Origin of the sequence: Rossellomorea sp. GAMAL-10_SWC (assembly GCF_049568075.1) — a bacterium.
Lineage (GTDB): Bacteria > Bacillota > Bacilli > Bacillales > Bacillaceae_G > Gottfriedia.
This window is the reverse complement of sequence record NZ_CP144911.1, coordinates 3,751,549-3,766,962: the sequence shown is the minus strand read 5'-3', so window position 1 is coordinate 3,766,962 and position 15,414 is coordinate 3,751,549. Positions and strand designations below refer to the sequence as shown.

Sequence of the window (15,414 nt, the reverse complement as noted above, 5' to 3'; positions counted from 1 at the left end):
ACACAAGAAAAGTAATTTTCTAATGCAACTAAACCAGCTAATAGTTTGTCAATATTTTTCATTAAAAAATATTTATGACTCATGTTATACTATTTTTGACATGCCAAATAATCTTCCACTTATTTAAAAATTGGAAGATTATGGTAATAGAGGTTATTCAGATTTTAAGCTAGATCTTGGAAGGTTGTTTTGCTTTTTAACAGGGCATAAATCCAATGCAATAGTTTGTTTACACAAGCAATAACTGTTACTCTAAATGGTTTTCCTTCTTCGCGCTTTTTATCATAATATTGTCGCATTCGTTTATTTCGTGGGATGATTTCGTCTGTTGTCTTACTCTTACGATTATCACGAATTGCACACCGAACAGCCATGAATAACGCATGTCTCAATCGACTAGATCCACGTTTTGTAATACGGTTTCTACTGGCTGTGAATTTACCAGATTCAAAGACACTCGGGTCAACACCAGTGAAAGCCACAAGTTTTTTAGGATTATCAAACCGATCAATTTCACCAATTTCAGAGATAATCGTTGCCGCGATTTTTTTTCCGATACCTGGAATCGATTGGATGATAGTATATTCTTCAATTTCTTTTACGAGGACATCTATCTCTGATTTTAAATTGGATAGATGTTCTTTGTATTGAAGAACCATTTTAATATGCATTTCAAGCGAAATGATAAGACTTTTATAAAGATTAACTTGAAACGGATTTTTTTCTGCCGCAGTAATTAAAAGCTTTGCTCTTTCCTTTGCCCATTGTTTAGAACGACTAGTACATAAAGATGCGATTCGTTTAGCTAGTTGATCTTCACCAGTTTGTAGCACAGCCTCAGATGAAGGAAACTCTAGTAAAGTTAAGAGCGAAACATTAGAATACAAATCTCCAAATACACCTCGATATTCAGGAAACACTTGATCTAGAATCGCTAGAAAATGTAGTTTTGCCTGTGAACTAATACCCGTTAAATGATCATGTTGTCTCGTTAAATTTCGTAGATTCAGTAATTGTGCACCACGTTTTTTATATGGCTCTAACTCTTCTTTGTAATACAGCTCGCAGAGGTGATACGCATCGATGACATCAGTCTTTACCTTTCTTAAACTCGAACTTTTAGCTCGATAAGAGATTAATGGATTAATAACGATATAAATATAATTTGAGTTATCTAAGAACTGCATAACAGGTGAATGGTAATGCCCTGTTGATTCCATTATCAATACTGGTTTTGTGTTCGTTGTTTCTTCGATACTCTTTAAGAATTGAAGTAGCTGCTCAAAGCCTTCAACCGTATGTAATATCTTAAAACTTCTTTTAAAAGGAGTCTTTTTATCTAAAAAACCTTGAACCTGACTCTCTCCTTTTGCGACATCCAGACCAGCTACTGGATTCATAATTATCTCCTCCTAAAACTAAATTTATCGGTTCCCCTAATACTCCCTTATAGTGTCATAGGTTCGCTTGTTATGCGGGATCCTTGTCCCAACCAGCCCAAAGCATGTTTCTATAAGTAGAAGGTGAACTGTTTAGTTGACGGGGTCTAAGCCCCACGCAAGCTTCGTTCTGCCCCGACTACTTTAATCATAAGACCATATAAAAAATGGTCAACCAGAAAATTTAACTGGTTGACCTTATAATACGAACGCATGCATTAGTTGTACAACCATCGACTGCTTCGGCGGTCTTTTTTGTTAAACTAAATGGTAGGATAGTTTAATAAAGAAATTGTAAATTTATGGTGTAAAATACATATAAACATACTCGAATTGGAGAAGAAAAATGGATTTTGGGATTGAGCGAATTTATAGTAAGTCATTTTCTGAAAAGGGAATGAGCAATGTTATTAAGTGGGAAGTACAACCAATAAAAGATCAACAATTAATAAAGATTAAATTTATTAGTAAAGGTTCATTCCATAGGCAAGGTATTTGGTTAAGAACAGATATGGGTATTGAAATACCAGCCCTTAGTGAAGAAATCTACCTGAGTATTAATTTATGGGAGGACACTTCTCCTAAAGATATTATTTGCAAATGTCATTCTAAAAATGGTTATTTAAGTTTTTATAATATCTGGGATAAAGGCAATGGAAGGCAATCACAGTCATACTCATCGGGGATGATTGTTGATGAGCAAGAAGGAAAAATTATTTATAAATGTAATGACTTAGGGTTTGAAACGAATTTTGATGATTTGGTGTTTTTAATTGAAAAATTATAGGAACCTTATGCAATTAACGCATGCGTTAGTTCAACAATATGATCGACTTTTAAGTCGGTTTTTTTATTGCGCTAAATGGCAGTTTAGTCATAATGAACGAAACGGCTCCTGTTTGCTTAACGTAGGTTGCAGTTGGCAATAATGGGAGTGATAAAAAAGCCTACCCATGCCAAATGTAGAGCTACAAACAAAAGGAGCCGTGTATTATGAAGGATAGTCAAAAATTTGTTGGTTTAGACGTTTCAAAAGAATTTATTTCTGTTGGTATTGCTGAAGAAGGACGAGGTGCACCAAGATTTCATGGAAACATTCAAAATACACCTGAAAGTATTCGTAAACTTTTCAAAAAGTTAGGTGATCCAGAAAAACTACTTGTCTGCTATGAAGCTGGGGCATGCGGTTATAGTATTTACCGTCAACTTTTATCTATGGATATCGAATGTATTGTGGTTGCACCCACTCTTATTCCAAAGCGTGCTGGTGATCGGGTAAAAACGGATCGTCGTGATTCATTACGTCTGGCTCAACTTCTTCGAGCTGGTGAGCTAACTGCTGTTTGGGTTCCAGATGAAACACATGAAGCATTAAGAGATTTAATCCGTGCGCGTTTTGATACGCGAGAAGATTTACAAAGATATCGTCAAAGATTAGTTCACTTTTTATTACGTCACGAAATTCGTCCACCTCAAGGTGTGAAAAATTGGACAGTCAAATATCGTACTTGGTTGAATACACTCACTTTTAATAAACAGTCATTACGCATTGTTTTCCAAGAATATTTACATTGTATTTATGAAGTTGAAGAAAGAATGAAGCGTATTGAAGCACAGATTCACGAAGAAGCAGTTGAAAGTGAACACGCGCCTGTAATACAAGCTCTTCAGACATTAAGAGGTATAGCTGAAGTTACAGCTGTCACTCTAGTAGCTGAAATTGGTCAATTCTCCCGTTTTTCAAATCCGAGACAATTAATGTCTTATGCTGGTCTCGTTCCAAAGGAATACTCTAGTGGATCAAATCGTTGGCAAGGTTCCATTACGAAAATCGGAAATTCACATATTCGCCGTGCATTAGTCGAATGTTCCTGGTCTTATCGTCATCGACCTTCTCTTAAAGGTGAATTATTGAAAAGACAAGCTGGTCAACCAATTGAAGCACAAAGAATTTCTTGGAAAGCGCAACATCGTCTCAATTTAAAATATAGTCGAATTACAGCTAGAGGTAAGGCAGGTAAGTTTGCAGTAGTAGCTGTTGCTCGTGAATTACTTGGGTTTATCTGGGCAATTGGTTGTAGTATAGAAGATCAAAAATTAAATCAGTCAAATGTTGCTTAAAAACTAATCATTTACTTAATTATTATTAAAAATTTAAAATCTAATCTATCGAAATCATAAAGTCTAATTACTATTGAAATTTTGGCTCGGAGGCAAACTCGGTAAGGAGAACCCTCTTGTTGAACTATGTACTAGGTATAATACTGAACGTACGCGTTTAGATCGAGGCAGCTCCGTAACGGATAGAATGAAATGTGGTAACCAACCCACGCATATCAGACTGTAAATCACTGTTGATATTTTTGCCTTCGTGCCAAGGTTTTAAGGTAATTATCCTTTAACTTATAAAACCAAATACTCCTATTCTAATTAATTTAGAAAGGTAATTCACAGACTGAGTAAAACCTTTTTGAAAACTAAGTTGGTAGTCTTAGAATAAGTCTGTCTAAAAACAGATAAAACCCTAATTTTAAAACCATTTGGGTCTGGTGATTTGACAGTTTCGTTCATATCAGTTCAATAAGAAATTGCAATTATATGATTCTTTTGATGGATTAATGCCTTTTTGTTTAATGATAAAATAATTCTACAAATATAAGTACCACTTATGTAACTTAAGCAATGCTTTAGTTGAAGGTATACTTATTAAAGTTATCATCGTAATAAGAGAGGATTGAGTGTGTGGTTAAGAAAATCTTTGATTATTTAGCTTTTTGTGGCTTAATTTTATTTATTGTTTATTCCGTTTATGGTATTTATGACATGTTACATTCTCCAACCAGAATTAATATGGTCATTTCATATTCATTAAGTTTAATTACATGTTTATTTGCTGGAATAAGTAGTCAACTGAGTAATAATAAAAGAACTAAAAAAATAGGCTTGATACAATTTTTATGTGTTGGAGGATTCGCATACTGTATCTTTCTATCTATTAATTAACTACGGTTATTTCAAAGAATTAAATTTGATTTTATGCAACTAACGCGTGCTTTAGTTGAATACGGGAGTTAATAAGTTTCTATCGAATTATTTCATTAACCTAGGTATAAAGTGCCTCAAGTATGTTGATAAACCCACCAACATCTATTGTGTTGTCAATTACAGTCGACACATGTGGAGTGTGTGGCGGAACTCATTTTAAAGAAGTAAGGCAGGGAACCCGATAGGGTGCTGCCTTTTTTATTTATTTTAATAGTATAATGATTCGTATTTGTTCAGTTATTTGTTGTGTTTTGTATATGGTGGTGTGCGAGTTCAGCCAAGGGCTTTTTCATTTTTTGCAGTACCTTACTTAATAACAGTAGCTAATTTGCACCAGAATTAGATTTTTTGGACTGGTGCAAATGAGAATAGTGCTGAAAATCAATAAAATATTTTTATGGTTACCATAATATTTTATGATTTTACAATAATCTAATAAAAACTTAATGTTTTAATATAAGTTGCAGCAGCCTAGATTTTCTGGAACATGAATTTGAAAGCACTTACAATGAATCTCTAAATCTTAAACATACTGATTCTATTACTCAAATAAAGAGGCAAGATCAGTATGGAAATTCAAAATTTTAAGAAAGGAGCACTTGATTGTTAGTATTCTGAAAATTTTGTCAAACCAGAAAGGGGAGTATTATGAAATTTAATTCATTAATTAAAAAATCAACTACTATGGCGTTTTCAGCGGGCTTAATAATCTCAACAATTCATTCGGTACCTTCAACTGAAGCAATAGCAGAGAATATTCCTGGTTTAAAGATTGACAAGTTAAATATGAGTGGTTCCGACGAAAAAACCATTACGCTAATTACCGGTGACATCGTCAAAATCAAAAAGATTGAAAATGGTAAAAGCATCATAAACGTGGAACCTGCCAATCAGAACGATGTAGGCGTAGAAATATTTACGATTGGTGAAGATACGTATGTCATACCAAATTCAGTTATGCCTTATCTGGCTGCTGACAAACTGGACAATGATTTATTTAATGTAACGAAATTAATAGAGAACGGCTATGATGATAAAAGTCTCTCTTCCCTGCCAGTTATCGTAGAATACAAAGAGCCCACAGCGGGACCAGACCAAAAAACGGAAGCCATCCAAACAAATAAAGCCGATCCAAAAGGGGTAAAAAAGGTTCGCGTGTTAGAAAGTATTAATGGTGCCGCTCTTGCAGAATCTAAGAAAGAAGCACGTACGTTCTGGAAGGATATCACACCAGAGGCATCCCAGAAAGCCAAATCTAACCCAGAATTCGACCAGGGCATTGAAAAGATCTGGCTTGATGGTCGTGTGGAAGCCACATTAGCCGAAAGCGTACCTCAGATTGGTGCCCCAACGGCTTGGGAATCTGGTTTTACTGGTAAGGGGGTTAAGATAGCGGTACTTGATACAGGAATTGATCCTAATCATCCCGATCTTGCAAATCAAATAGACGAGGCAAAAAGCTTTGTCTATGGAGAAACGGTTGATGATTTTAACGGGCATGGTACACACGTTGCTTCAACGGTATTAGGGACAGGTGCTGCTTCTGAAGGCAAGAACAAAGGAGTTGCTCCTGAAGCACGTTTACTCGTAGGGAAAGTATTAGATAGTAATGGACGCGGTGCATTTTCAGCGATTATTGACGGTATGGAATGGGCTGCACACAAAGCCAAGATTATAAACATGAGTTTGGGAGGCGGGACAAGTGACGGAACAGACCCGATGTCTCAAGCCGTAAATAGCCTAAGTAAAGAAACAGGTGCACTATTTGTAATTGCTGCCGGTAATTCAGGTGCAGTAGAATCAATCGGTTCACCAGCAGCTGCAGATGCTGCTTTAACGATCGGTGCTGTGGATAAAGCAGACAAAATTGCTTATTTCACATCAAAAGGACCTCGTACTGGAGATATGGGATTGAAACCTGACCTGTCTGCACCAGGTGTTGGGATTGTTGCTGCTCTAACTACTCGAGCAGGAATCAACCAATCTTACATGAGTCTGAGTGGTACATCCATGGCAACACCACATGTGGCGGGTGCTGCGGCAATCCTTCTGCAGAAGCATCCTGAGTGGAATGGTACTCAACTGAAAGAAGCGTTGATGAGTACATCTAAGAGATTAGATTATTCGCCTTACGATATCGGATCGGGCCGACTAGATGTAGCTGCAGCTGTAAATAGCACTGTTCGTGCAACGGGTTCTCTGTCGTTCGGCATCTTTGAGTGGCCATACGATAAGGCGCAGCCTGTACAAAAAACAGTCACATATACAAACGACAACGATTCTGCAGTTACGCTTAACCTCCAAGCTGATTTTAAAAATACAAATGGTAAAAATGTACCTGATGGTTTGCTGACGGTTTCCGAAAACCAAATCACTGTTCCAGCTAATGGTACAAAGACAGTAACAGTAACAGTAGATCCGAAGCTTGGCGACTGGGGTCGTTATGAGGGGCACCTAACAGCAACGGATTCTGAAGGCAAGCAAGTGGCTCATACTTCAATGGGCATGATGAAAGACGCACAGAGGATTCCGCTAAAGCTTAACGCTAAGGACCGTAATGGTGACCCGATTAATACGTTTGTAGGACTTATTAATAACGAAACCATGAAGTTCCAGTTTGTAGCTGTAAACGGAACAACAGAACTTCGATTACCAGCTGGTACATATTCAGCCATGTCTTATATAGAAGTGGATACTGAAACCGATCATGAAGGTGTAGCACTAGTCGGTAATCCTGAAGTCAAGCTAGACAGTCCTCAAACCGTGGAACTTGATGCACGAGATGCACAAGAAATTTCAGTTGAAGTGCCTAAGAAAACAGAACCAAGCTATCGACGCATGGAATACCACCGTGACTGGGATAATAAAAATAAAAACTTTTCCCATCTTTTTTGGATGTATCCATGGGTCGATAAAATGTATGCTGCCCCAACAAAGAAAGTTGAGACAGGAGAATTCGAATTTTTGACTCGCTGGCGTTTAATAAAACCTTCCCTTGAGATCAATTTTAAAGGAAAAGTGTTGGATGATCTACTGTTGGAGGGAAGTTCACTTCTTGATGGTAAATATAACTTATCAACGGTTTATGCAGGAAAAGGATCACCTGCTGACTATGAGCATCTGAAAGCAAATGGTAAAGTGGTTGTCGTCGATCGTAACACGGAAGTTACGACTTCTGAGCAGGCAGCTGCGGCACATGCAGCGGGTGCAAAGCTGTTGATTATCGTAAACAACGAAGATAAGGAATTCTATGATTATGTAGGAAGTACAACAGATTGGACGGACAGCCCACTTACCGTTGCTGGAATCAGTAAGAGTGAAGGCGATGAAGTGATTGCAGCAGCACGTTCCGGAAACCTGCACCTGTTTGTTGAAGGTGAAGCTAATACACCATATGTATATGATTTGATGGATGTTCATCAAGGTCAGATTCAAAAGAATTTAAAATATACACCATCTGACAATGAACTTGTTAAGATCGACACGCGTTACAAATCAGATCGTAAAGCATCTGGTGGAGAGTTCCGTTATGATCTACGTCCGTATAATAAAGCAGCTATAGGGATTTTAAATAATCTACAGTTGCCTTCTGTTCGAACAGAGTGGGTTTCAGCAGTGAAAGATACTAGCTGGTATAAAGAAGCCAGCGTAAAAGACAGTTCATGGGTAGTTCGCCAGCCATTAGTTACGTATGAAAAAGGACAAAGACTTCAGGAAGACTGGTTCTCTCCAGTAGTTCGTCCGCGTTTGAGTAGAAGCTATTGGATACCTAACCGCCAAGGGGAAAATTTACTATTTAATATTCCTGCTTGGGCAGATTCAGGAAATGGCTCTACAGGTCATGTCATGTATGAGGAATCCGTAAAAAATCAAACACTTAAAATGTACCAAGGAGATACTCTTCTTAGAGAAGAAAAAGGACAAACTATGATTTCAGACCCAGTCCGAGAAGAAAATACACAATACCGTCTAGTAAGTGATGCGAAGCGAGACTCGAATCGCTGGAAAACATCAGTAAGTACGCATACAGAATGGACATTCTGGTCTCAAAAAGGCAAAGAAGTCTATACTTTACTCCCGTTCTATTCACTGGATTATAAGGTTGAGACCGATATGAACGGTAACGCACTTGCGGCACCTTCCACTACATTCGAACTATCTGTTGCAAAACTTGATGGTGTAGCTGGTTACGGTAAGATAGAAGGAGCGACATTAGAGGTTTCCTTTAATGAAGGTGCGTCGTGGGAGACTGTGAAACTCGAGCGTACAGCCGATAACAAGTGGGTAGCCAAGATCAACAATCCGAAGAATGCTGAGCATGTTTCATTACGTGCAGCTGCTTGGGATGATCTAGGTAACAAAATTTCTCAAGATATCATTAAGGCTTATGGCTTGAGATAAGTTTAATAGCCTATCCATCTGCAGATGATGGGTAGGCTATTTTTTAGTGCCCATCATTTTACTTGTTAGTTACATTTCTATGAAAAGCAGAATTGGAAGAAATATATTTGCAGGTAACCCAACCGTCATTATTGAAAATGGAAAGATTTTGGAAGCTAATATGAGGAAAATGCGATATTCTTTAGACTATTTGAATCAACAGTTAAGGGACACGTTTTTTATGTGGCTCTAACTCTTCTTTGTAATACAGCTCGCAGAGATGGCACGCATCGATGGCATCAGTCTTTACCTTTCTTAAACTTTTAGCTCGATAAGAGATTAATGGATTAATAACGATATAAATATAATTTAAGTTATCTAAGAACTGCATAACAGGTGAATGGTAATGCCCTGTCGATCTGACTCTCTCCTTTTGCGACATCCAGACCCTCTACTGGATTCATAACGATCTCCTCCTAAAACTAAATTTATCGGTTCCCCTAATACTCCCTTATAGTGTCATAGGTTCGCTTTTTATTAGGGATCCTTGTCCCAACCAGCCCAAAGCATGTTTCTATAAGTAGGGGGTGAACTGTTTAGTTGACGGGGTCCAAGCCCCACGCAAGCTTCGTTCCGCCCCGACTACTTTAATGATAAAACCATATAAAAAATGGTCAACCAGAAAATTTAACTGGTTGACCTTATAATACGAACGCATGCGTTAGTTCAATAAGAAGCCTCCCCACTAGAAAATGTAACTAACTATGTGAATTTAAGATCCCCCCTCTAATTTGGAGGAGGGCATATTTTATTGTACTAATACTAGATTTTGGACTGGTGGATATCAGTATAGTTCTGAACATCTATAAAATTATGTTATGGTTACCATAATATTTTATGATTTTACAATAATCTAATAAAAACTTAATGTTTTAATATAAGTTGCAGCAGCCAAGATTTTCTGAAACATGAATTTGAAAGCACTTACAATGAATCTCTAAATCTTAAACATACTGATTCTATTACTCAAATAAAGAGGCATGATCAGTATAGAAATTCAAAATTTTAAGAAAGGAGCACTTAATTGTTAGTATTCTGAAAATTTAGTTAAATCAGATAGGGGAGTATTATGAAATTTAATTCATTAATTAAAAAATCAACTACTATGGCGTTTTCAGCGGGCTTAATAATCTCAACAATTCATTCGGTACCTTCAACTGAAGCAATAGCAGAGAATATACCTAATTTAAAGATTGATAAGTTACCTTTGAATGGTTCCGATGAAAAAACCATTACCCTTATTACGGGTGACGTCGTCAAAATTAAAAAGATCGAAGACGGTAAAAATGTCATAAACGTGGAACCTGCCGATCCGAACGATGCAGGCGCACAAATTTTAACAATTGATGATGATACGTATGTCATACCAAATTCAGCTATTCCTTATCTAGCTGCTGACAAACTGGACAAGAATTTGTTTAATGTAACGGAATTAATAGAGAACGGCTATGATGATAAAAGTCTTTCTTCCCTTCCAATTATCGTAGAATATAAAGAGTCCACAGCGGGATCTACCCAGTCAGCGAGAGCCGTACAAACAGTGGGATCTGCCCAAACAGCGGGAACCGTTGAAACAAAGAAGGCCAATCTAAAAGGAGCAAAAACGGTTCGTAAGTTAGAAAGTATTAATGGTGCTGCTCTTGAAACATCTAAGAAAGAAGAGGAAATGTTCTGGAAGGATATCACACCTGAGGCATCAGAGCAAAATAAATCTAATTCAGAATTCGATCAAGGCATTGAAAAGATCTGGCTTGATGGTCATGTGGAAGCCACATTAGAACAAAGCGTACCTCAAATCGGTGCACCAACGGCTTGGGAATCTGGTTTTACAGGTAAAGGGGTTAAGGTAGCTGTACTTGATACAGGAATCGATCCGAATCATCCCGATCTTTCAAATCAAGTAGACGAGGCAAAAAGCTTTGTACCAGGACAAACGGTTGATGATGGTCAAGGGCATGGTACACACGTTGCTTCAACGATCGCAGGGACAGGTGCTGCTTCTGAAGGCAAGAACAAAGGAGTTGCTCCTGAAGCAAGTTTACTCGTAGGGAAAGTTTTAGATAACAATGGACGCGGTATGGAATCATGGATTATTGACGGTATGGAATGGGCTGCACATAACGCAAAGATAGTAAGCATGAGTTTGGGAGGGGGGCAAAGTGACGGAACAGACCCGTTGTCCCAAGCTGTAAATAATCTAAGTGAAGAAACAGGTGCACTGTTTGTTATTGCTGCCGGTAACTCAGGTGGTGAAGGGTCCATCGGTTCACCAGGAGCAGCAGATGCTGCATTAACGATTGGTGCTGTGGATAAGGCAGACAAAATTGCTGATTTCACATCAAAAGGACCTCGTTTTGGAGATATGGGATTGAAACCTGACCTGTCTGCACCAGGTGTTGGGATTGTTGCTGCTCGATCTGGACTAACATCAGGAAGCGGATTTTACAAGAGTCTGAGTGGTACATCCATGGCAACCCCACATGTGGCGGGTGCTGCAGCAATCCTACTGCAAAAGCATCCTGAGTGGAATGGAACTCAACTGAAAGAAGCGTTAATGAGTACGTCTAAGAGATTAGATTATTCGCCTTATCATATCGGTTCGGGCCGATTGGATGTAGCTGCAGCTGTAAACAGCACTGTTCGAGCAACGGGTTCTCTGTCGTTCGGTTACTTTGAGTGGCCATACGACAAGGCTCAGCCTGTACAAAAAACAGTCACATACTCAAACGACAGCGATACTGCAGTTACGCTTAACCTCCAAGCTAATTTTAAGAATACAGTTGGCAAAAACGTACCTGATGGTTTGCTGAAGGTTTCAGAAAACCAAATTATTGTTCCAGCTAATGGTAAAAAGACAGTAACCGTTACAGTAGATCCAACGATTGGTAACTGGGGTCGTTTTGAAGGGCAGTTAACAGCAACTGATTCTGAAGGCAAGCAAGTGGCTCATACTTCAATGGGCATGGTGAAAGAAGATGAGAGGTATCCGGTAACGTTTAACGCTAAGGACCTTAATGGAAAGCCTAATTTTACGATTGTCGGTCTCGTTAGCGAAAACATGAAACCTACATACGAATCCATACCCGCAACTGGAACAAAAACACTTCGTTTGCCACCTGGTACGTATTCAGCTATGGCTTATATAGGAATGGATGGCTATACCGATCATGTTAGTGTAGCATTAGTCGGTAATCCTGAAATCAAGGTAGACGGTCCTAAAACAGTGGAACTTGATGCGCGAAATGCACAAGAAATTTCAGCTGAAGTGCCGCATAAGACAGAACCAAGTCAACGCCGCTTGCAATACTACCGTACACTTGGTAACCAATCATTGATTTCTCGCTATACAATAGCTCCAAATGTCGATAAAATATATGCTACACCAACAAAGGAGGTTGAAACAGGCGAATTCGAATTTCTGACTCGCTGGCGTTTAATAAAACCTGCCCTTGAGATCAAATTTAAAGAAAAAGTGTTGGATGAACAACTGGCGTCGGCAAGTGAACTTCTTGACGGTAAATATAACTTATCAACGGTTTACGCAGGAAAAGGAACACCGGCTGACTTTGAGCATCTAGACAAAAATGCAAAAGTAGTTGTCGTCGATCGCATCACGGAAGGTACTTTTTCTGAGCGGGTCGCTGCGACACGAGCACAAGCCACTGCGGCACTTGCAGCGGGAGCAAAGCTGTTAATTATCGTAAACAATCTAGATGAGGAATTCACTCCACTTATAGGAAATACTCTGGAAAATCTAGATGGCAAGAATATTCCTCTGCCCGTTTCTGGAATTAGTAAAAGTGAAGGCGATGAAGTGATTGCAGCAGCACGTTCCGGCAACCTGCATCTGTTTGTTGAAGGTGAAGCAAAGACACCATATGTCTATGATTTGATCGATGTTCATCAAGGCCAGATTCCAAAAAATTTAACATATGCTCCATCTAACAATGAACTCGTTAAAATCGACACGCGTTACAAATCAGATCGTGAAGCACGTGGTACTGAGTTCCGTTATGATTTTCGTCCGTATACAAATGACTATCTGGGGACTATTAACACTATACAGTTTCCTTCTGTTCGAACAGAGTGGGTTTCAGCAGTGAAAGATACTCGCTGGTATCACGAAGCTAGCGTATTTGGTACAAAATCATGCGCACCAGTAGGCTATCCTTATCTTTATCAGTGTCCATGGGTAGTTCGCCAGCCTTTAGTTACGTATGAAAAAGGACAAAAACTTCAGGAAGACTGGTTCTCTCCAGTAGTTCGTCCGCGCTTGGGTGAAGGCTATACACCTAACCGCCAAGGGAACAATTTACAATTTAATATTCCTGCATGGGCTGATTCAGGAAATGGTTCTACAGGTTATATCAATGATGACGAAGAAAATCAAACACTTAAATTGTACCAAGGAGATACTCTTCTAAAAGAAGGAAAAGGACGAACTATGCTTTCAAAACCAGTCCCAGAAGAAAAAACACAATTCCGTCTAGTAAATGATGCGAAGCGAGACACGAATCGCTGGAATACATTGAAAACATCATTAAGTACACATACAGAATGGACATTCTGGTCTCAAAAAGGTAAAGGAATCAAAACTTTACTCCCATTCTATTCACTGGATTATAAGGTTGAGACCGATATGAACGGTAACGCACTTGCGGCACCTTCCACTCCACTCGAACTATCTGTTGCAAAACTTGAAGGTGTAGCAGATTACGGTAAGCTAGAAGGAGCGACATTAGAGGTCTCCTTTAATGAAGGTGAGTCGTGGGAGACTGTGAAACTCGAGCGAACAGACGATAACAAGTGGTTAGCCAAGATCAACAATCCGAAGAATGCTAAGTATGTTTCATTACGAACAACTGCTTGGGATGATCAAGGCAACAAAATTTCTCAAGATATCTTTAAGGCTTATGGCTTGAAATAAGTTTAATAGCCTATCTATCTGCAGATGATGGGTAGGCTATTTTTATAGTTTGTTATTCTATAATTTTTTAGCATGACCTGCGTGTGTTACGTAAGCCTCATTATATTTTTGACCATTATTTATTAAGCAAAGTAAACCATTTTTATTTTTAATAGTGTGTAGGGTGCTGTTTTTTACTATATTGCACCAGAATCAGTAAGTGTTCCAACTAGTCCCTTTATAATAATAGTTTATAAATCTTCCTCGGGCGTCCCTTAGTACTTGGATTTTCCTCAGCTATAACTTGAGCAAGTCCATTTACTTCTAACTCACTTAGTATACGTCGAGCACTGCGTGTTGTAATTTGCATATATTGAGCAAGTTCATTAGCACTCATTTCTTCATTTAAACGTTTTTTTATTATCGATTTCAATTTATGAAGCGTCGCTACACTGAGAGAGGTTTTTTCTTTTATAGATTTTATTTCTTCTGATGTATAAGAAAAAGTAAGCTGTTTTTCTTGTCCAAGAGGGCCTGCAATTCTCTTATCATCAAAGCAAACTGCCCATGAACCTTTTCCCCACTTTCTACTTTGTAATAAAGCGTTCCATGCATTGAGTTCAGCTTCATATGCTGAATGACCAATACCAATTCCACAAGTCTCCAACTCATCCTTTAATCCCCTAAATGTATCAATTTCTGGTCTATGTGTGAAGTCATTAGTGATATCTTGCAAAAAACCTCTTGTTGAAAAGATCATATATCGACCTGGACCAATAGAAAGATAGGAACCTTGAATTTTATTTGTATATGTACGCAATTTATTCATAAATTCGAGTTCAATTTCTTGAAGTTTGTGAGTTGTAAATGCTGTGTTAGTCAAGTCAGCAAAAGCAGAATCATATTCGATAATTTGAACAGCAATTTGAGCTCGTTTAAAAAGAAGCATTTCGTACGTTCTGCGAATTTCATTTACAGTTGATTCAACAGTAATATCTGATGGAAACATTCGATAGGCAGGGACGCCAAGCTTTTTTAATTGTTGAAGAATTGGATGACCTGTAACAACCACTTTAGTATATCCATTATTATAGCAATGATAGTGAAAGTCGATTAATTCTTGTAATTCTATTGTATCTGATTTAACATATTTTAGTTTTGTTTTAATATTAGTTTCTTGTAAGACTCGTTCAATCTCATTACGAGAGATACCATCGTAGCTTATTTCGTAAACTTTCAAATTATGCTCATGAGCTATATGAAGCAATAGTTTGTATAAAACAGCACCGCTGAATGAAAGGTGGAAAATAGGATCGGTTAATTTCCCCCAATTTTTAACAATATTATATGAAATTGGCCCAGTACATAGCCACATGGTTATATCATTTTTACGTGGTAAAACACGTTTTTCTAAATCCTCTTCGGTTAAGAACGCAATAGGAATACAAGTTATGTCATCGTATTTCTTCAAATTTTGTTGAACTACTTCGACAGAATCACTTGGTCCAAGTAAACCTAGAAATATACTCAATGTTTTTCGCTCCCTTCATTATATAGTGTAACAGAAATTGGTAATAAGAATCC

General features: G+C 38.1%; 6 protein-coding genes and 2 pseudogenes. 5 read left to right on the top strand and 3 right to left on the bottom strand.

Features of this window, described 5'->3' with window-relative positions:
• Nucleotides 1–164: 164 nt before the first annotated feature.
• On the bottom strand, nt 165–1,400 hold the full coding sequence (locus V5E38_RS18420; RefSeq protein WP_499211048.1) for an IS110 family RNA-guided transposase: 1,236 nt from the start codon (nt 1,398–1,400) through the stop codon (nt 165–167).
• 385 nt (nt 1,401–1,785) lie between these two features.
• Here V5E38_RS18420 and V5E38_RS18415 point away from each other — a divergent pair, with 385 nt between their 5' ends.
• From V5E38_RS18415 to V5E38_RS18400, 4 genes and pseudogenes are all read left to right on the top strand, one after another.
• Nucleotides 1,786–2,226 carry a hypothetical protein gene (locus tag V5E38_RS18415; protein ID WP_499211047.1) on the top strand — a complete coding sequence of 147 codons (441 nt, stop codon included), beginning with the start codon at nt 1,786–1,788 and terminating at the stop codon, nt 2,224–2,226.
• 206 nt (nt 2,227–2,432) lie between these two features.
• A complete protein-coding gene (locus V5E38_RS18410; protein WP_499211046.1) occupies nt 2,433–3,560 on the top strand; it encodes an IS110 family RNA-guided transposase in 1,128 nt (375 codons plus the stop codon).
• 1,572 nt (nt 3,561–5,132) lie between these two features.
• Complete coding sequence (locus tag V5E38_RS18405; protein ID WP_499211045.1) at nt 5,133–8,885, top strand: S8 family peptidase; 3,753 nt, start codon at nt 5,133–5,135, stop codon at nt 8,883–8,885.
• Nucleotides 8,886–8,931: 46 nt separating this feature from the next.
• Nucleotides 8,932–9,096: pseudogene (locus V5E38_RS18400) on the top strand (YetF domain-containing protein); the annotation flags it as partial.
• On the opposite strand, the pseudogene V5E38_RS18395 reads toward V5E38_RS18400, so the two are convergent.
• Nucleotides 9,097–9,288: pseudogene (locus tag V5E38_RS18395) on the bottom strand (IS110 family transposase); the annotation flags it as partial.
• Between the two features lie 705 nt (nt 9,289–9,993).
• On the opposite strand from V5E38_RS18395, the gene V5E38_RS18390 reads away from it, so the two are divergent.
• Nucleotides 9,994–13,851: a S8 family peptidase gene (locus tag V5E38_RS18390; RefSeq protein ID WP_499211044.1), complete on the top strand. Its 3,858-nt coding sequence runs from the start codon at nt 9,994–9,996 to the stop codon at nt 13,849–13,851.
• A gap of 217 nt (nt 13,852–14,068) precedes the next feature.
• Here the strand turns inward: V5E38_RS18390 and V5E38_RS18385 are convergent, their stop codons facing one another.
• A complete protein-coding gene (locus V5E38_RS18385) occupies nt 14,069–15,361 on the bottom strand; it encodes a helix-turn-helix domain-containing protein (protein ID WP_499211043.1) in 1,293 nt (430 codons plus the stop codon).
• Between the last annotated feature and the right edge of the window lie 53 nt (nt 15,362–15,414).